Source organism: Ochrobactrum sp. EDr1-4 (assembly GCF_049199085.1).
Classification (GTDB): domain Bacteria; phylum Pseudomonadota; class Alphaproteobacteria; order Rhizobiales; family Rhizobiaceae; genus Brucella.
In genome coordinates, this window is sequence record NZ_JBLZOF010000002.1 from 244,922 (window position 1) to 263,760 (window position 18,839).

Below are 18,839 nucleotides of genomic sequence, written 5' to 3' on the forward strand. Positions count from 1 at the left end.
TTCTTGCATCGTAATTTCCTAACATTTTCACACAGCCCACCGCTTTATGCCCAAAGAATACAGGTTTTTCTTTGTGAATCGGCCAAAGCCATTATAAGGGCGGTTGCGGTCCAGTTCTTGCGGCTCTATACGGGTGACTTGCCATGACAAATCAAACGGTCTCACCGATTTATCCTCATCGCCACCTGCTTGGCATCAAGGGGCTATCGCCCCTGGACATTAATTGTCTTCTCGATCTTGCAGATCAGGAAGTGGCTGTCTCAAGACAGTCCGAGAAGAAAAAGTCCGTGCTGCGCGGTCGCACCCAGATCAACCTCTTCTTTGAAGCATCGACGCGAACGCAATCATCGTTTGAACTCGCCGGAAAACGGCTGGGCGCGGACGTGATGAACATGTCGGTCGGCAATTCATCGGTCAAGAAGGGCGAAACGCTCATCGACACCGCGATGACGTTGAACGCCATGCAGCCAGACATTCTGGTTATACGCCATGCGTCTGCCGGTGCTGCAGCACTCCTTGCGCAAAAAGTCGGTTGTGCAGTCGTCAATGCGGGCGATGGCGCGCATGAACACCCAACACAAGCGCTGCTTGATGCACTGACCATCCGCCGCGCCAAAGGCGACATCGGAAACCTGATCGTTGCCATTTGCGGTGATGTGCTTCACTCGCGCGTTGCGCGCTCCAACATTCTGCTTCTCAATGCACTTGGCGCACGGGTTCGTGTCGTCGCCCCTTCGACCCTGCTGCCCTCCGGCATCGCCGATATGAGTGTTGAAGTTTACAACACCATGGAAGAAGGCCTGAAAGACGCCGACGTGGTCATGATGCTGCGCCTTCAACGCGAGCGTATGGCTGGTTCCTTCGTACCTTCAGTGCGTGAATATTTCCGCTTCTACGGTCTCGACAAAGAAAAGCTGAAACTCGCACGGCCTGACGCACTGGTTATGCATCCCGGCCCGATGAATCGAGGTGTCGAGATTGCATCCGACGTCGCAGACGGTCCGCAGAGTATGATCCAGCAGCAGGTGGAAATGGGTGTGGCGGTGCGTATGGCGGTTATGGAAGCCCTGCTCGATCCGCGCCGCGCAGAAATTGCAGGAGAACGCTCATGAGTGCGATCCTTTTTGAAAATGCCCGCATCATTGATCCGTCACGCGGGCTTGATGAAATCGGAAGCCTGCTGATCAAAGACGATAAAATCGTCGCCAGCGGTGCTGACGCCCGCAATCAGGGCGTACCTGAAGGTGCTGAAGTCATTAACCTGAATGGCATGGCGATTTTGCCGGGTCTCGTTGATTCCCGCGTCTTTGTCGGCGAACCGGGTGCGGAACACCGCGAAACCATTGCATCGGCCAGTCAGGCCGCAGCGGCGGGCGGTGTAACCTCGATTATCATGATGCCCGATACCGATCCGGTAATTGATGATGTGGCACTGGTTGAGTTTGTCAAGCGCACGGCGCGCGACACCGCCATCGTCAATGTGCACCCCGCAGCAGCCATTACTAAGGGCTTGCACGGCGAAGAAATGACCGAAATCGGCCTGCTTCGAGATGCAGGAGCCGTTGCCTTCACCGAAGGTCGCCATACGATTGCCAACACGCAGTTGATGCGTCGCGCACTCACCTATGCGCGCGACTTCGATGCCGTCATTGCCTGTGAAACCCGCGATCCATATCTCGGTGCCAATGGCGTTATGAATGAAGGCCTGTTTGCGAGCTGGCTTGGTCTTTCGGGAAGTCCACGTGAAGCAGAAGTGATTCCACTGGAACGTGATCTGCGTCTGGCTGCGCTCACCCGCAGCAAATATCACGCGGCACAGATTTCCTGCGCCATGTCTGCTGATGCGCTCAAGCGGTCAAAAGACCTTGGCGCAAATGTCACCGCTGGCATTTCCATCAATCATCTCTCACTCAACGAGAATGACATTGGTGAGTTCCGCACCTTCTTCCGTCTGTCACCGCCCTTGCGTAGTGAGCAGGATCGTCTGGCAATGGTTGAAGCCGTCAAAAACGGCACCATCGACATTGTTGTATCAGCCCATGATCCGCAGGACGTGGATACTAAACGCTTGCCTTTTGCGGATGCAGAAGCGGGCGCAATTGGACTGGAAACACTGCTGGCAGCGGCTCTTCGCCTTCACCACAATGACAGCATTCCGTTGCTTCGTCTGGTGGAAGTGCTTTCAACCGCTCCTGCCCGTATCTTCGGTCTGGACGCTGGCACACTGAAGCCTGGCGCAAAGGCTGATCTTGCGATTGTCGATCTGGATGAGCCATGGGTGGTTCGTGAAGAAGACCTGCATTCGCGCTCGAAAAACAGCTGTTTTGAAGGTGCCCGCTTCCAGGGCCGTGTCAACCGCACGATCGTTGGCGGGAAAACCGTTTATACGGCTTAGCAGTCACTAAATAAGCATCAAGAATAATGCCTTAGGCTTTTCTTGCCGCTCACACGAATTTTGAAAAGCCGTCTTGATTTTAGACGGCTTTTCTTCTCAACTGAATTCATAAAGAAGATATGGGGAGTTTCATGGCCGAAGCAGGTCTGATCAATTTGGTGACACTCGGCACGCTGATATTTGGCTATATCCTTGGTTCCATTCCCTTCGGGCTTGTCCTGACACGGCTGGCAGGACTGGGCGATGTACGTTCAATTGGCTCGGGCAACATTGGCGCAACCAATGTTTTGCGTACCGGAAATAAGAAACTCGCCGCGGCAACACTTATTCTTGATGCACTGAAAGGCACAGCAGCTGTCCTCATTGCCTCAAAATTCGGTCAGGATGCGGCTATCGCTGCCGGTTTTGGTGCGTTTATCGGCCATCTATTTCCGGTTTGGATCGGCTTCAAAGGCGGTAAAGGTGTTGCGACCTATCTCGGCATTCTGCTTGGCCTCGCATGGCCCAGCGCACTGATTTTCATCGCTGCTTGGATCGTAACCGCCCTACTCACCCGCTATTCGTCGCTGTCTGCACTTGTGGCCAGCCTCATTGTCCCAATCGCGCTTTATGTTCGTGGTGATCTGTCGATTGCGACCCTGTTTGCAATTATGACAATTATCATTTTCATCAAACACCACGCCAATATTTCACGCCTTCTAAGCGGCACTGAAAGCAAGATTGGCAAAAAGGGATGAAGCAGAGCGCGAATTCAAAAAACGGAATTCGCCTCTCAGATAAGCAGCGGCTCAATTGGCTGCGTCTCATTCGTACTGAAAATATCGGACCCGTCGCGTTCCGCGATCTCATCATGTTTTGTGGCTCTGCGGCCAGTGCCATAGAACGGCTTCCTGATCTTAATATACGTGGCGGTGGTTCAAAGCCCGTACGTGTTACGCCGCTTGAAGATGCCGAACGCGAGATTGAAGCGATTGAGCGCATAGGCGCGCGGCTTGTCGGCATGGGCGAACCTGACTACCCACAACAGCTTAAAAACTGCGAGGCACCACCGCCGCTTGTCATTATCAAGGGCAATCCAAATGTCTTTCGCAAACCACCCGTTGCAATTGTGGGATCGCGCAATGCATCCGTTGTCGGTGCCCGCTTCACGGAAAGACTAGCACGCGATCTTGGTGACGCTGGCTTCGCAATTGTTTCAGGCCAAGCACGCGGAATTGACGCAGCGGCACACAAGGCGAGTTTGACAAGTGGAACCGTCGCTGTACTGGCCGGTGGTCTTGATCGACCCTATCCACCCGAAAACCTGCCCATCTATCGCGCAATACCGGAACATGAGAGCGCATTAATCACCGAAATGCCGATGGGTGCAGAACCACGCTCACGCGATTTCCCCCGTCGCAACCGTATCATCGCAGGGCTGTCGCTCGGATTGATCGTCGTCGAAGCAGCAGAACGCTCAGGTTCGCTTATCAGTGCACGTATGGCAGGCGAAATGGGCCGCACGGTGTTTGCCGTACCCGGCTCTCCGCTTGATCCACGCGCTCGCGGAACCAATTCATTGCTGAAACAAGGGGCCACACTCGTCACAAATGCCGATGACGTTATTGAAGCCCTGAACCCACTGATAGGTCGAGAAGCAATTCACAGTGACGAAGATCAACCGGACCTGCTCAAACAATTTGACGAACCGCCAGAACCGCCACATGCAATAACCACCGACGAGCAGCGCGACATTCTGCTTGATGCGCTAAGTGTTGTGCCGATTGATGTGGATAGTCTTGTGCGCCATACAAGCCTTGATGCCAGCAGCGCGCAACTCATTTTGTTAGAACTTGATCTTGCCGGGCGGCTTTTACGCTATCCCGGCAATCAGGTGGCATTGGTGCCTCAATAGAAAATATATTTGAATATTATTTTGCAGATTTGCGTTTGCGGCTGCCTTCTTTTGCCTCCTGCAACGCCATATCCATCATGTAAACAAGCAAAGGCTGATTAGTTTCTTTAGCCATGACAATCAATTCCTCAAGCATTTGCTCAATATACATCAACAACTCCCGGCGTGTCGCCACCCGTTGAACCATACTTGCCCCCAAGATCGTTCGTTTATCTCCATCCTAAAATCATCCATTTGATATCTGCATTTGGATATACCCCACAGCAATACTACCATCTGGTTTATAATTAACAACATCAATCTTAGGTTGTATTTGACGATTTTTCGCATGTCGCTCTTGACCAAACGCAAACCGCTGTTCATGTGAATGGCAACAATTTGAACGCGATGAATTGGCATTTTGCCTGTGAAGATCGCGAATCTGGGCTGCTTTAATGAATGTTGTCGTCGTAGAATCGCCTGCAAAGGCAAAAACAATCAATAAATATCTTGGCTCGAACTATACGGTTCTGGCCTCGTTCGGTCACGTGCGCGATCTGCCAGCTAAGGATGGCTCAGTTCGCCCGGATGAAGACTTTGCTATGTCATGGGAAGTGGATAGCAATTCTTCCAAACGACTGGCCGATATTATCAAGGCGCTCAAAGATAGCGACGCATTGTTTCTCGCAACCGATCCGGATCGCGAAGGCGAAGCTATTTCGTGGCATGTGCTTGAAGTTCTGAACCAGAAAAAGGCGCTTAAGGGCAAAACCGTAAAGCGTGTAGCGTTCAACGCCATCACCAAGAAATCGGTTCTCGACGCCATCGCCAATCCGCGTGACCTCGACGTGCCGTTGGTCGATGCCTATCTGGCACGCCGTGCGCTGGACTATCTCGTCGGTTTCAATCTATCGCCGGTTCTGTGGCGCAAGCTGCCGGGCGCTCGTTCCGCTGGACGTGTTCAGTCGGTCGCATTGCGTCTGGTTTGTGATCGCGAATCTGAGATCGAACGCTTTATCCGTGAAGAATATTGGAATATTGCTGCTTCGTTGAAAACGCCGCGCAATGATGCCTTTATCGCACGCCTCACGGCAGTTGATGGCAAGAAGCTCGGCAAGCTCGACATTAAAAATGAAGAGCAGGCAACGGCAATTCGCACAATGCTTGAAGGCGCAAGCTTTAAGGCTGTTTCTGTCGAAGCAAAGCCGACCAAGCGCAATCCCGGCCCTCCATTCACCACCTCAACGCTGCAGCAGGCCGCATCCGGCCAGCTTGGTTTTTCGGCCTCGCGCACCATGCAGGTTGCGCAGCGTCTTTATGAAGGTGTCGACATTGGCGGCGAAACTGCCGGTTTGATCACCTATATGCGTACTGACGGTGTGCAGATTGCACCGGAAGCAATTACCGCTGCGCGTGAAACGATTGGCAAAAACTTCGGTCCGAATTACGTGCCGGAAAAGCCGCGCTATTATTCCAGCAAGGCCAAGAATGCGCAGGAAGCGCACGAAGCAATCCGCCCAACGGATTTCTCACGTCATCCAAAAGAAATGCGCCGTTTCCTTGATGAAGATCAGGCCCGCCTCTATGAACTGATCTGGAAGCGTACAATTGCCAGCCAAATGCAGGCAGCAGACATTGAACGCACGACCGCAGACATCGAAGCCACCAATGGCTCGAAATCAGCAATGCTACGCGCCAACGGTTCGGTAACAAAGTTCGACGGCTTCCTCGCCGCCTATACCGACCACCGTGAGGAAGAGGACGAGGATGAAGATAGCGCAAAGCTGCCTGAAATTCGTTCGGGCGAAGCGATTGCACGCGAAAAAATCGATGCCACACAGCATTCGACAGAACCACCGCCGCGTTATTCTGAAGCTTCGCTCATCAAAAAGATGGAAGAACTGGGCATTGGTCGTCCATCGACTTATGCCGCGACACTCGCAACTCTTCGCGACCGCGAATATATCACTATCGACAAGCGCAAGCTGACACCCGATCCGAAAGGTCGTCTGGTTACGTCGTTCCTCGAAAGCTTCTTCAAACGCTATGTGGAATATGATTTCACCGCTGATCTGGAAGAAAAGCTCGATCTGATTTCTGACGGCAAGTTGCTGTGGAAAGACGTATTGCGCGATTTCTGGCGCGACTTCTCAGGCTCCATCGATGATATCAAAGAGCTGCGTGTTACCAATGTTCTTGATGCGTTGAATGAAGAACTTGCACCGCTCGCTTTCCCTGATCGTGGCGATGGCAGCGATCCACGCTCGTGCCCAACCTGCGGCACGGGTCAGCTTTCGCTGAAGCTCGGCAAATATGGCGCGTTCGTTGGCTGCTCCAACTATCCTGAGTGCAAGTTCACCCGTCAGCTTAATGGCGAAGGCAATGGTGACGCCGCAGCTTCCGATGAGCCAAAATCACTTGGCAAAGACCCATTCACGAACGAAGAAATCACGGCACGCAGTGGGCGCTTTGGCCCGTATATCCAACGTGGCGAAGGCAAGGAAGCCAAGCGCGCCAGCCTGCCAAAGGGTTGGTCACTGGATACGGTCGATCATGAAAAGGCGATTGCTCTTCTGTCACTGCCACGCGACGTCGGACAGCATCCTGAAACCGGCAAAATGATCTCGGCAGGCATCGGCCGCTACGGCCCTTATGTCAGCCATGATGGAACTTTCGCGAACCTTGAAAACGCAGAAGAAGTCTTCTCTGTTGGTCTGAACCGCGCTGTTGCTGTGCTTGCAGACAAGAAGTCCAACGGTGGCGGTCGTGGCCGTGCAACCCCTACCGCACTTGCAACACTTGGCGATCACCCGGATGGCGGTTCAATCACTGTTCGTGACGGTCGTTACGGTCCATATGTGAATTGGGGCAAGGTCAATGCTACGCTTCCAAAGGGTCAAGACCCGGCAAGTGTGACCATGGAAGAAGCGTTGGTTCTGATCGCTGCCAAAGCTGGCAGCACCAAGACCAAGAAGGCTCCGGCTCGTAAATCAGCCGCTAAATCGGCAGATGGCGAGAAGAAAGCCGCGCCGAAAAAAGCTGCGGCTAAAAAGCCAGCAGCGAAGAAAATAGCCGCACCCAAAGCAAAGGCCCCGTCTAAAGCAAAAGCTAAGTCGGCAGAGGAGTAAGAATTGGCACGTCGTTTCCCAAAACCCGATACCGGACGATCCGCACGGACCGAACGGCGTGCAGCAACAGCGAAATTGAACGAAGCAAAATCAGCCGACCCGATTGCTTATCTGCCAACGCGTGAGGAAGTCCTCAAATTTATCGAGGAAAATCCTGACCGTGCAGGCAAGCGCGAGTTGGCTAAAGCGTTCAACATCAAAGGTGATGCACGGGTTTATCTCAAAGACCTGTTGCGTGAACTAAGCGATGAAGGCTTGGTCGAAAAGCGCGACCGTCGCCTGTCACGTCCGGGTTCCTTGCCGCCGATTGCCAGTTTGAACATCACTGGTCGCGATAAAGAAGGTGGCCTCGTCGCTAGCCCGGTCGATTGGGACGAGGCGGAATATGGCAAACCACCCGTCATTTTGATCCGTCGCACGCGTTTGAACAAAACATCCGATGGTCCGGTTGTGGGCGTCGGTGATCGCGTCTTGGCAAAAATTTTCCGCAGCAAAGAGCATGACGGTCCGGAATACTCGGCGCGTGTCATCAAGGTTCTTGAGCAAAACAACAATGCTGTGCTTGGCGTTTTGCGCAAGCTGAGCAATGGCGAATGGCGGCTTGAGCCGGTCAATCGCAAACAGCCAGAAGTACAGCTTGACGCGCAATCGCTGTTAGATGCGAAAAGTGGTGATCTGGTCGAAGTGGAACTTCTGTCGTCGCGCCGCTATGGTCTGCCAAGCGGTAAGGTTCGTCAGGTCGTTGGTTCCGTTGACAGTGAAAAAGCGCTGTCGATGATCGCTATTCATGAGCATGAAATCCCGCATATCTTCCCTGAGGAAGTTCTGCGTGAAGCAGCGGCTGCAAAGCCCGCAACGCTGGATGGTCGTGAAGACTGGCGCGAAATGCCTCTGCTGACCATCGACCCAGCAGATGCAAAAGACCACGATGACGCGGTTTACGCAGAACCAGATACCGATCCGAATAATCTCGGTGGCTTTGTCGCTGTTGTAGCGATTGCCGATGTTGCCGCTTACATTCGCCCCAACTCAGCCCTTGATCGCGAGGCATTGAAGCGCGGCAATTCAGTTTATTTCCCGGATCGGGTGGTGCCGATGCTGCCTGAACGCATTTCAAACGATCTGTGTTCGTTGCGTGAACTGGAAGACCGCCCAGCGCTTGCCGTGCGGATGGTGTTTGACGCAAACGGTCATAAGAAGTCGCATAAGTTCCATCGCATCCTTATGCGCTCACATGCCAAGCTATCCTATCAGCAGGCACAGGCAGCGATTGACGGCGCAACGGACGAGAAGACCGCACCGATCCTCGAAACCATCCTGAAGCCGCTTTGGGCTGCCTATGCAGCGCTTAAACGCGGACGGGATGCGCGTGAGCCGCTTGAGCTTGATTTACCTGAGAAGAAAATCATTCTCGCGCCTGATGGCAAGGTCGAAAAGGTCATCGTGCCGGAACGCCTGGATGCGCATAAGCTCATTGAAGAGTTTATGATTCAGGCCAATGTGGCTGCGGCAGAAGCTCTGGAAGCGAAACGCCAGCCGCTCATCTTCCGTATCCATGATGCCCCAGCGCTTGCCAAACAGGAATCGCTCCGCGAATTTCTACGTACGCTTGATCTGAGCCTTGCCAAAGGCGCGGAACTCAAGCCCGGCCAGTTCAACCGTATTCTTGAAGCCGTTGACGGCACCGATCATCAGGATCTGGTCAATCAAGTTGTTCTGCGCACGCAGAGCCAAGCGATTTATAGCCCTGATAATATTGGCCATTTCGGACTGCATTTGCACAAATATGCGCATTTCACCTCGCCTATTCGCCGCTACGCCGATCTGATCGTGCATCGCGCATTGGTGAAGGCGCTCGGACTTGGCAATGACGGCCTGACCACCGCTGAAGAAGCGCAGCTCGTGGAAACAGCGGCACTTATTTCGTCAACCGAACGCCGTGCCATGTTGGCCGAACGCGAAACCGTTGACCGCCTGATTGCGCATTTCCTCGCAGCGCATCTCGGCGACGAGTATGAGGGCCGTGTTACCGGCGTTACAAGAGCCGGACTTTTCGTATCTCTTGCGACATATGGCGCAGACGGACTTGTGCCCATTTCAACTTTGGGCAATGAATACTATCTGTATGATGAAGCAAACCACGCACTCGCGGGTGAAAGAAGCGGAAAAGGCTTCCGTCTCGGCGATACGGTGACGGTGAAGCTAGTGGAAGCGCTCCCTGTCGCGGGTGCGCTTCGTTTTGAGATGGTTTCGGAACCGCACTCCCTGCCGATGTCGACGCGTTCGCATCATAAGGCAACCAAGGGAATGCGCGGGCGCACAGGAAAGCCAGCAGGCGTTTCGCGCTCAAAAAGAAAAGGTCGCAAATGAGCACGTTAGAGGCCAGTTCAACAGATAATCAAATCCACGTTTTCGGTGGCGATAGCGAGAAAACAGCCCGGCCAACACGCAATCTTGGACAAGCTATGTGGCGCGGGTTTAAGTCTCGCTGCCCGCATTGCGGCGAAGGCAAACTGTTTCGCTCTTTTGTAAAGCCCGTCGATCATTGCTCCGTTTGCGATGAAGATTATACGGAGCAGCGCGCCGATGATCTTCCTGCCTACCTGACAATTTTGATTGTCGGTCATATCGTTGTCGGTGCCTTCATGGGCGTTGAAGCAACAACAAACCTTTCGCTCGTAGCGCATATGGCCATTTGGGGACCGATGATCGTTCTCATGTCGCTGGCGCTTCTGCAACCGATCAAGGGTGCTACCATTGGACTGCAATGGGCCTTGTTCATGCATGGTTTTGGCGGAAAAGGCGAAGGTGAATACGGCGACGTTACCTGACAGGGTTTTCCCCGTGACCTCCGCCTCACACACCACAAATGATAAAATAAAACCGCTGCTTCGCCCACGCGATGCAGCTTCGCTTCTTCTTGTTGATCGGACAGAAAGTATCCCGCGTATTTTGATGGGACGTCGCCATCCATCTCTTGCTTTCATGCCCGGAAAATACGTGTTTCCGGGAGGTCGGGCCGACCCCGGCGATGGCAGCATGGCTGCTGCATCCGAATTAACCGCTGAGGACACGGTCAAGCTCGTTACAGGGATGGGATCGCGTGCCTCACAACGCCGAGCACGAGCGCTCGGACTTTGCGCCATTCGCGAAACATTTGAGGAAACCGGGCTTCGTTTTGCCCGACGAAATCACCACGAAGCCATGTCATCAAACGGTGGCAATTCTCCTGCAAACAAGGACTGGTTATCATTTCTGGAAGGTGGTGCGCTGCCTGCGCTAGGCGATCTGCGCTATTTTGCACGCGCAATCACGCCGCCCGGAAATGTCCGCCGATTTGATGCGCGTTTTTTCATTGCTTTTCGTGACAGCCTGCCAGAACTGCCGAACCAGCAACTTGTTCCCGGTGGAGAACTACAGGATTTGAATTGGGTTTCTATCGATGAGGTTGATAAACTGGATGTTGCCCGTATTACTCAGGCCATTCTGAAAGAAGCGCAGACGCTGCTGACAGAAACCCGGCACGAATTGCCAGCCACCCTTCCGGTGGTACAATACAGCAAGCGGCATGGCCGCTTTGTGCGTGAAGTGATCTAACCTTATGAACAAAGAAATTCATCCTGCCGATCTCGCAGCGCGGCAACCTGGCAACGGGCCTAATGAAGGCGAATTGCATTGGCGTTCGCTTGCGGCAGCAATTGCCACGATCAGCGCTATGGGGGCCGCTATCGGTCTTGGCATTCCGCTTTTAAGCGTTTTGCTCGAAAGTCGCGGTCACTCGGCCAGTCTGATTGGTGCCAATACTGCTGTCGCTGGCCTTGCTTCCATTGTTGCAGCACCCCTTGCAGCACCGATTGCAGCGCGCCTCGGCGTGGCCAAAGCAATCGTTCTTATGCTGGTTATCGGCAGTTTCGCATTTCTTGGTTTTCACTTTTTCCAGCCACTTTGGGCATGGTTCGCACTGCGAATCGTACTGCATTTCGCACTGACCGTGCTTTTCGTTCTCTCGGAATATTGGATCAATGCTTCCGCTCCGCCAGAAAAGCGAGGCTTGGTGCTTGGCATCTATGCGACATCCCTATCAATGGGCTTTGCCCTTGGACCTTGGCTGTTCTCAAAGATCGGCAGTGCTGGTGGCATGCCTTTCTATGTCGGTTTCGCAATCATTCTGATTGCCATCATTCCAGTATTGATCGCATGGCGCGATAGTCCAGATTTCGAGGAGGGCGAACATGTTCCCTTCCTGCCGTTTATCTTTGCAGTTCCAGCCGCGACGATGGCCGTCTTCGTTTTCGGCGCTGTTGAAACTGGTGGCTTCGCACTGTTCCCGGTCTTTGGCGCACGCGTAGGCTTTAGCGAAGGCGATGCCGCATTGCTGCTGACCATGATCGGCCTTGGCAATGTGTTGATGCAGATTCCATTGGGAATCATCAGCGACAAGATTTCAGATCGCCGCAAATTGCTGCTGTTTTGCGCTGTCACCGGCCTTATCGGAATGATCGCCCTGCCCTACCTTATGCACAGCTGGTATCTTATGGCCGCCGTACTGTTTTTGTGGGGCGGCGTGGTCGCCGGTCTCTATACCGTAGGCCTTGCCCATCTTGGTTCTGAGCTGACGGGACGCGAACTTGCATCCGCCAATGCTGCATTCATCTTCTGCTATGCAATCGGAATGCTGGCAGGCCCGCAAGCGGTTGGAGTCGGCATGGATGCGATGGGACCCAAGGGATTCCCGCTCACACTCGGCATCTTTTTTGCGGCTTTTGCACTCTTTGCTACGATTAGGCTCGTTCAAAAGAAGAAGCGGGGTTGACTTTTCGCCGCTAAACCGTAGTGTCGCGCCGAATTTCCGCTTCTTACCAACAGGTGAGACTCGTAGCGGTTTAATCATAAAAGAGCAGGTATTTCGATATGGCCAAGGCTACGACCATCAAGATTAAGCTTTTGTCGACCGCTGACACCGGCTTCTTCTACGTAACGAAGAAGAACAGCCGCACGATGACGGATAAGATGACAAAGACTAAGTACGACCCGATCGCGCGCAAGCACGTCGACTTCAAGGAAACGAAGATTAAGTAATTCGTTTCTGCCGCCAGAATAACTGGCAGGAATCAAAAAGCCGTCTCTTATGAGACGGCTTTTTTGTTAGGCGCTGTTTAAGGCATTCAGGCCGCCGAAAGAACGATCCGATTGCGACCTTTTTTCTTGGCCTCATAAAGGGCTGCATCCGTACGCGCGAAAAGCGCTTCGACCGTATCGCCACCCATCAAGCGAAGCGACGCAATGCCGATGCTAATTGTCATAGCAATCTGATGCTTGCCGCCAGCAAGCAAGAATGGCTCTTCTGATACTGCATCACGAATTCGCTCTGCAACGGCCGCAGCAGAAGCCAAATCAGTATCCGGTAACACGATGGCAAATTCTTCACCGCCGTAGCGGCACATTACATCCATGCCGCGAATCTTTGTGCGCAACCGCGTAGCAAATTCTCGCAACACATCATCGCCGCCATCATGACCATATTGATCATTGACGCGCTTGAAGTGGTCGAAGTCGATCATGATGACCGTTAACGGCCTCTCACGGCCTGTAGCACGCGATAGAAGCACTGGCAGGTGCGTATCAAGGTAACGGCGGTTATGCAGCCCTGTGAGGCTGTCTGTAACCGCCATAGTTATGGTACGATGCAGGCTCTGGCGCAAAAGATCATTGTAGCACTTGCGTTTGATCTGTGTGCGCAATCGCGCATAAAGCTCCAGCTTCTCCAATGGACGCATGACATAATCATTCACACCCAACTCAAGTGCACGAACAACTAACGAGCCTTCATCTTCATTGACGATCAGAATGATCGGCACAAGCCTCGTGCGTTCAATCGTTCGTATCTGCGAACAGAGGCGCAGCGGATCATAATAAGTAAAATCAGCTGAAATGACGATGCTGTCATAGTCGTTCTCAATCGCCTTAATGAGCGCATCATTGGCATCATTGGCCACATCGACGAAATAGTCTTCGCCCAGAATCACGCGCAGTCGTGCAGCCGCAATTTCGTTCTCGTCAACGATCAGAATGCGCGCGGCGTCTTCTCCACCACCGAAACGACCGGAAAGCTTGGTAACGAGCAGTGCTTCAACTTCTGTATCGGCGACCGTGCCGGTTCTTTGAAACAATTCATCTGAAACCATCTTCAAACGGGCAAGACTTTTGACGCGCGAAAGCAGTTGCTGATCATTCACTGGCTTCGTCATAAAATCGTCTGCGCCAGCTTCAAGACCTGTGATCTTGTCTTGAGCGCTATTAAGCGCCGTTAACATCACAACGGGTATATTTGTCGTGCGCGGATCGTCTTTCAGACGACGACAGACTTCAAAACCATTGATACCCGGCATCAAAACATCAAGAATGACGACATCAATCTGCCCACCCAGACAGATTTCGATCGCCTCCGCACCATTATAAGCGGACACAACTTCGTAATATTCGCGCAAAAGCAGAGCTTCGAGCAGCTTTACGCTCGATTCTACATCGTCCACGACGAGAATTCGTGCTGTCATGATCCCCTGCCCCCCCCTAAAACCTTATACCGCGAACGTGCCTTTATTCAAAATAATCAGGCATCGCCGAGATAAGACTTTATCGTCTCAATAAAACGCGGAACAGAAATTGGCTTGGATATGTAAGCCTCGCAACCGCCCTGTCGAATGCGTTCCTCATCACCCTTCATCGCAAATGCGGTGACGGCGATGACCGGAATATGCTTGAGCTCCTCGTCGTCCTTAAGCCATTTTGTGACTTCCAGACCGGAAACTTCAGGCAACTGAATATCCATCAAAATCAGATCGGGGCGATGTTCACGGGCAAGATCAAGCGCCTCAAGGCCACTTCTGGTCCTGATGGTCTCATATCCACTGGCTTCGATTAGATCGCGAAACAACTTCATATTCAGTTCGTTGTCCTCGACGATCATCACAGTTTTGGTCATCGAATATTCCCTGGCCTTATTCTTGTCCGCCACACGACAGGTTTGTTGTGCCCATTACGCCCACATGGATTCTATGTAGTTTAAGCGTATTTGATTGACGAATAGCAAATATTCTACCAAATCCGACATTGCAGTGATTTCACCCAACAACTGAAATTGCCTTTCATTTTAGCGTATAGTGCAAATCAGCGTGAATCGAATTTTCAGCGATCTACGGCACACTGACTGAGCTTAAAGCGGAGAGAACTAATATGAAAACTGTCATGAGTGAGACAGAGGCAGAAGCTCTTGCGGTGGAAGCACTCGTGTGGATGGCACAAGATAACGATCTGATGCCGCGTTTTCTCGCTTTGACGGGCATCGAAGTCTCTTCAATTCGCTCTGCTGCACAAGAGCCTGGTTTTCTTGCAGGCGTGCTGCAATTCTACTTAAGCCACGAGCCAACGCTGCTTCGCTTTTGCCAGGAAACAGGCCGCGATCCCGCAACAATTGAAAAAGCAGCGATACTTTTGCCGGGCGGCATGAAGCAGGACTTTTAACAAAAAAGCCCCGCCTAAGCGGGGCTTTCTACTACGTATTCGCGCGCTTACGCAAAATCTTCTGGCAGAAGTTCCTTCGGGAAGTTCTGGTAAGAAACTGGGCGCAGGAAGCGGCGGATCGACATTGTTCCAACGCTGGTTGCGCCGAAGTTTGTCGATGCCGGGTATGGTCCGCCGTGAACCATTGAATCCACAACTTCAACGCCAGTTGGGAAGCCATTGACGAGAACGCGGCCCGCTTTGCGCTCCAGCACCGGCAGAAGCTTTTGTGCTTCAGCAATGTCGCCTGCATCCATGTGAATCGTTGCAGTCAGCTGACCTTCAAAGCCACGCGCAAGCTTTTCCATTTCATCGACGGAACCAACGCGGATGACCAGTCCAAGAGGACCGAACACTTCTTCACCAAGCGCATGGTCAGACAGGAAGCGCTCGCCAGTTGTTTCAAACAGATTTGGCGAAACCTGACGACCCGATGACTCGGTTTCATAAAGCGGTTTCACGGCATTGCGCGTTTCAAAACGCTCTTTGCCTTCGTGGTATGCCTGCGCAATACCATCAGTCAGCATGGTCTGCGGAGCAACTTTTTTGAGACCTTCGACAGCAGCAGTTGTGAAGGTATCGGCATCTGCGCCATCGAGAACAACGGCGATACCCGGATTGGTGCAGAACTGACCTGCGCCCATGGTGAGCGAACCAGCCCAACCCTGTCCGAGCGTTTCAGCACGTGCCTTCATTGCTTCTGGCAGAAGGAACATCGGGTTAACCGAACCGAGTTCGCCAAAGAATGGGATTGGCTCAGGACGTGCAGCGCAAAGATCGAACAATGCACGACCACCACCGAGTGAACCGGTGAAGCCAACAGCCTTGATATAAGGGTTCTGAACCAGCGCATGGCCAACATCACGACGGCCGCCCTGAATGAGCGAGAACACGCCCGGATGAACGCCGGTCTTCTTGATAGCGGCTTCAACGGCTTGCGCCACGATTTCACCTGTGCCGGGATGCGCCGAATGGCCCTTCACGACAACTGGGCAACCAGCTGCAAGTGCTGCTGCTGTGTCACCACCGGCTGTCGAAAACGCCATTGGGAAATTGGACGCCCCAAAGACTGCAACAGGACCAATTGGGCGCTGAACGAGACGAATTTCTGGACGTGGTGCTGGCTGACGATCAGGAAGTGCAGCATCAAAACGGCGATCAAGATAGTCGCCTTTTTCGATATGATCAGCGAACAAACGCAGCTGTCCAGTGGTGCGGCCGGTTTCGCCCTGAAGACGCGCTTCCGGCAAGCCAGTTTCCTGCGAGCCTATAACAACGATATCAGCAATGCGTGCTTCGATTTCGTCGGCGATAGCGCGCAGGAATGTGGCGCGCTCAGTGCGGGTCGAATAGCCATAAGACCAGAAAGCATCTTCCGCAGCTTCACAAGCGCGGTTCACCAGCTCGACTGTACCGACTGCAAACGAATGCGCTGGCCCACTTGCTGGTGAAGATTGAAAAGTCCCGGCTCCATCGAGCCATTCGCCAGCAACAAAGTGTTTCCCTTTGGGCGTAAATGCCATTCGTCCATCCTCCTGTAGAAATCAACGCACAATTAAGCCAGTATCTCACTGCATCTAAATTGTACTTGTCTAATGATTGTATACCCTGTTTGTTTGTATACAGTGTGTGCGCACATATCAATTGCCTGCGGGACGTTCCATGCAGGTTTAGCCATGAAAGATGCATGATGAGCGAGACCACCATCCTGAGCATTGCCACGCTTCACGACCGCGTAGAGGCGATTTTTCGTAAAGCAGGGCTGAACGCTATACAGGCTGCTGCTGTCACGCATGTTATTATCGCGGGTGAACGCGATCACTGCAAATCCCACGGCATATATCGTATCGAAGGTGCGCTGCGCACAGTCAAGGCCGGGAAGGTAAAAGCAGACGCGATTCCTGAAATTGTGGCCGATGAAGCTTCAAGCATCGTGCGGGTGAACGCCAACTTTGGCTTCGCCAATGCTGCATTTGAAACAGGTGTTCCTGTGCTTGCCGAGCGCACGCGTAAGAATGGTATTGCAGCGCTTGTTATCAATGATTGCACACATTTTTCAGCACTCTGGCCAGAGGTCGAAGCACTGACGAACGAAGGACTGGCCGCCCTCGTCATGTGCCCAAGCTACGCGACCGTTGCGCCAACGGGCGGCAACAAACCACTGCTCGGCACCAATCCTTTTGCATTTGGCTGGCCGCGCAAGGAAACCTCGCCTTATGTCTTCGACTTTGCAACATCGGTTGCAGCACGTGGCGAAATCGAATTACATCGCCGCGCTGGTAAACAACTACCGGAAGGCTGGGCGCTGGATGCGGAAGGCAACCCGACAACTGATCCTGAAACAGCACTCGCCGGTGCCATGCTGCCATTTGGCGGCCATAAGGGTTCTGCGATCAGCACGATGGTCGAACTGCTTGCGGCCATCATGATTGGTGACCTGACCAGCCCCGAAGTACTCGACTTCCTCGGCACGACGACTCTGTCACCAGTGCATGGCGAACTGATCATCGCGTTTTCACCGGAAGCTTTTGCGAAAGGCCGTCCGGGCGATCCGTTTACGCGTGCCGAAATGCTGTTTGACGCTATTGTTGGACAAGGCGCCCGCCTTCCCTCGCAGCGTCGCTTCAAGGCACGCGCTGAGTCTGAAAGCGAAGGCATCAAACTCACCAAAGCGGAGATCGACCAACTCGATCTTCTGCTGGAAAAAGGCCTCGACGCCATCAACTAAAAACCAAAACAAAAAAGCCCTCCAAACGGAGGGCTTTTTCAATCTATTTCTATATTCAAGCCTTGTAGGTCTGAACAGCGCCGGGCAACTTGCTCCACTCGGCATACCAGTTGTTGAAGAGCTTGAACTGCGCTTCAACATAACCGCGCTGGCTGTCGGAGAGCTTATCGCTTGCGTTGAAGTGCAGCGTATATTCCTTGTCACCCTTCAGAACCATCATGTGCTTGAAGTAAAGCACAAGGTCCGGGCCTTCATCAAAAGAGGACAGAACAGCAAGCGCCTGTTCAAGTTCAAGCGCACGCTGGCGCGCATCCGCATCACCCTTTGCTGCAGCCTGCGAAAGCTTGCACATCTGGATGACTTCCTTCGGCAGAACGTTGCCAATGCCGGTGATAGCACCTGTTGCACCGCAGTTCACAAATCCATGGAACACAGCCGTATCAACACCGATCATTAGCGTGACATCGTCATCGCGGCTGGTGATGTTTTCGGCTGCGTAACGCATGTCGGCTGGGCCGCCGAACTCTTTGAAGCCAACGAGGTTCGGATGCTCCGCACGCAGTGCGAAGAACAGATCAGCGCGCGTTGCAAAGCCATAATAAGGGCTGTTGTAGATGACGGCAGGAAGATCAGGAGCAGCCGAAAGCACAGCCTTGAAGTGTTCCTTTTGCGCTGCAATCACCGAGCCACGCGACAGAACACGCGGGATGACCATCAGGCCTTTTGCGCCAACTTTCTGAGCATGTGCAGCATGAGCCGCAGCAACAGCGGTGTTCACAGCGCCAGTACCCACGATAACCGGAATGCCAGCGGCGGTCAGACGAGCAACGCCTTCCATACGCTGTTCATCGGTAAGCAGAGGCCAGTCGCCCATCGAACCGCAATAAACGACAGCCGACATACCAGCGTCGATCAGTTCCTGGCCCTTGCGCACCAGCGCATCGAAATCAGGCGTGCGGTCGTCCTTGCACGGGGTCATCAGAGCCGGAATCACGCCGGAAAAAATATTGGCAGCCATCGAAAACTCCTCTCAGAGCATTACCGTCGAACTGCGGTGCAGTTTTACAACGGGCAATGCAACAAACAAAAACCAAAGCGATTGGACTGTCATGGATCTGGCCATTTTCAGTTCGCTGCAACTGATATATCAGTCTG

At 53.1% G+C, this 18,839-nt stretch carries 17 protein-coding genes; 12 read left to right on the plus strand and 5 right to left on the minus strand.

All coding sequences use genetic code 11. The annotated features are described in order from the left end of the window. The first annotated feature begins 143 nt into the window (after positions 1 to 143). The 4 genes from ACOZHT_RS07545 (at position 144) to dprA (ending at position 4,289) form a co-directional block, all read left to right on the plus strand. Positions 144 to 1,112 (plus strand): aspartate carbamoyltransferase catalytic subunit, encoded by a 969-nt coding sequence (locus ACOZHT_RS07545; protein ID WP_339509698.1) that lies wholly within the window; start codon positions 144 to 146, stop codon positions 1,110 to 1,112. After that, positions 1,109 to 2,395, plus strand: coding sequence for a dihydroorotase (locus ACOZHT_RS07550; RefSeq protein ID WP_339509699.1), 1,287 nt, complete (start codon positions 1,109 to 1,111; stop codon positions 2,393 to 2,395). The genes ACOZHT_RS07545 and ACOZHT_RS07550 overlap by 4 nt, the downstream gene beginning before the upstream one ends. Positions 2,396 to 2,526: 131 nt before the next feature. Next, entirely contained in the window at positions 2,527 to 3,132 is a 606-nt protein-coding gene (plsY, locus tag ACOZHT_RS07555; RefSeq protein WP_339509700.1) for a glycerol-3-phosphate 1-O-acyltransferase PlsY, read from the plus strand. Continuing rightward, positions 3,129 to 4,289: a DNA-processing protein DprA gene (gene dprA, locus ACOZHT_RS07560; RefSeq protein ID WP_421565547.1), complete on the plus strand. Its 1,161-nt coding sequence runs from the start codon at positions 3,129 to 3,131 to the stop codon at positions 4,287 to 4,289. The genes plsY and dprA overlap by 4 nt, the downstream gene beginning before the upstream one ends. A gap of 16 nt (positions 4,290 to 4,305) precedes the next feature. Here the strand turns inward: dprA and ACOZHT_RS07565 are convergent, their stop codons facing one another. After that, a complete protein-coding gene (locus ACOZHT_RS07565) occupies positions 4,306 to 4,476 on the minus strand; it encodes a hypothetical protein (RefSeq protein ID WP_310011323.1) in 171 nt (56 codons plus the stop codon). 247 nt (positions 4,477 to 4,723) lie between these two features. Here ACOZHT_RS07565 and topA point away from each other — a divergent pair, with 247 nt between their 5' ends. The 6 genes from topA to rpmG all read left to right on the plus strand — a co-directional run bounded on the left by topA (position 4,724) and on the right by rpmG (position 12,475). After that, positions 4,724 to 7,396 (plus strand): type I DNA topoisomerase, encoded by a 2,673-nt coding sequence (topA, locus tag ACOZHT_RS07570; protein WP_339509705.1) that lies wholly within the window; start codon positions 4,724 to 4,726, stop codon positions 7,394 to 7,396. A gap of 3 nt (positions 7,397 to 7,399) precedes the next feature. Next, a complete protein-coding gene (gene rnr, locus ACOZHT_RS07575) occupies positions 7,400 to 9,766 on the plus strand; it encodes a ribonuclease R (RefSeq protein WP_339509707.1) in 2,367 nt (788 codons plus the stop codon). Then, positions 9,763 to 10,227: a DUF983 domain-containing protein gene (locus tag ACOZHT_RS07580; protein ID WP_339509709.1), complete on the plus strand. Its 465-nt coding sequence runs from the start codon at positions 9,763 to 9,765 to the stop codon at positions 10,225 to 10,227. The genes rnr and ACOZHT_RS07580 overlap by 4 nt, the downstream gene beginning before the upstream one ends. A gap of 154 nt (positions 10,228 to 10,381) precedes the next feature. Beyond that, positions 10,382 to 10,993 (plus strand): NUDIX hydrolase, encoded by a 612-nt coding sequence (locus ACOZHT_RS07585; protein WP_339510319.1) that lies wholly within the window; start codon positions 10,382 to 10,384, stop codon positions 10,991 to 10,993. 73 nt (positions 10,994 to 11,066) lie between these two features. Next, positions 11,067 to 12,209 (plus strand): MFS transporter, encoded by a 1,143-nt coding sequence (locus ACOZHT_RS07590; protein ID WP_339510321.1) that lies wholly within the window; start codon positions 11,067 to 11,069, stop codon positions 12,207 to 12,209. Between the two features lie 98 nt (positions 12,210 to 12,307). After that, positions 12,308 to 12,475 carry a 50S ribosomal protein L33 gene (rpmG, locus tag ACOZHT_RS07595; protein ID WP_094508422.1) on the plus strand — a complete coding sequence of 56 codons (168 nt, stop codon included), beginning with the start codon at positions 12,308 to 12,310 and terminating at the stop codon, positions 12,473 to 12,475. Positions 12,476 to 12,561: 86 nt separating this feature from the next. Here rpmG and ACOZHT_RS07600 read toward each other — a convergent pair whose 3' ends face one another. Next, positions 12,562 to 13,950: a PleD family two-component system response regulator gene (locus ACOZHT_RS07600; RefSeq protein WP_339509713.1), complete on the minus strand. Its 1,389-nt coding sequence runs from the start codon at positions 13,948 to 13,950 to the stop codon at positions 12,562 to 12,564. A 56-nt stretch (positions 13,951 to 14,006) separates the two neighbouring features. Further along, positions 14,007 to 14,378 (minus strand): response regulator, encoded by a 372-nt coding sequence (locus ACOZHT_RS07605; protein WP_250042903.1) that lies wholly within the window; start codon positions 14,376 to 14,378, stop codon positions 14,007 to 14,009. Positions 14,379 to 14,629: 251 nt separating this feature from the next. Here ACOZHT_RS07605 and ACOZHT_RS07610 point away from each other — a divergent pair, with 251 nt between their 5' ends. Continuing rightward, the gene (locus tag ACOZHT_RS07610) at positions 14,630 to 14,917 is read left to right on the plus strand and encodes a DUF3572 domain-containing protein (protein ID WP_339509717.1); all 288 of its coding nucleotides are present in this window, start codon (positions 14,630 to 14,632) and stop codon (positions 14,915 to 14,917) included. 47 nt (positions 14,918 to 14,964) lie between these two features. Here the strand turns inward: ACOZHT_RS07610 and ACOZHT_RS07615 are convergent, their stop codons facing one another. Further along, the gene (locus ACOZHT_RS07615) at positions 14,965 to 16,479 is read right to left on the minus strand and encodes an aldehyde dehydrogenase (NADP(+)) (RefSeq protein WP_339509719.1); all 1,515 of its coding nucleotides are present in this window, start codon (positions 16,477 to 16,479) and stop codon (positions 14,965 to 14,967) included. A 167-nt stretch (positions 16,480 to 16,646) separates the two neighbouring features. Here ACOZHT_RS07615 and ACOZHT_RS07620 point away from each other — a divergent pair, with 167 nt between their 5' ends. Then, the gene (locus ACOZHT_RS07620) at positions 16,647 to 17,684 is read left to right on the plus strand and encodes an Ldh family oxidoreductase (RefSeq protein WP_339510323.1); all 1,038 of its coding nucleotides are present in this window, start codon (positions 16,647 to 16,649) and stop codon (positions 17,682 to 17,684) included. A gap of 55 nt (positions 17,685 to 17,739) precedes the next feature. On the opposite strand, the gene ACOZHT_RS07625 is transcribed toward ACOZHT_RS07620, so the two are convergent. Next, positions 17,740 to 18,702: a dihydrodipicolinate synthase family protein gene (locus tag ACOZHT_RS07625; RefSeq protein ID WP_421565548.1), complete on the minus strand. Its 963-nt coding sequence runs from the start codon at positions 18,700 to 18,702 to the stop codon at positions 17,740 to 17,742. Positions 18,703 to 18,839 lie beyond the last annotated feature (137 nt).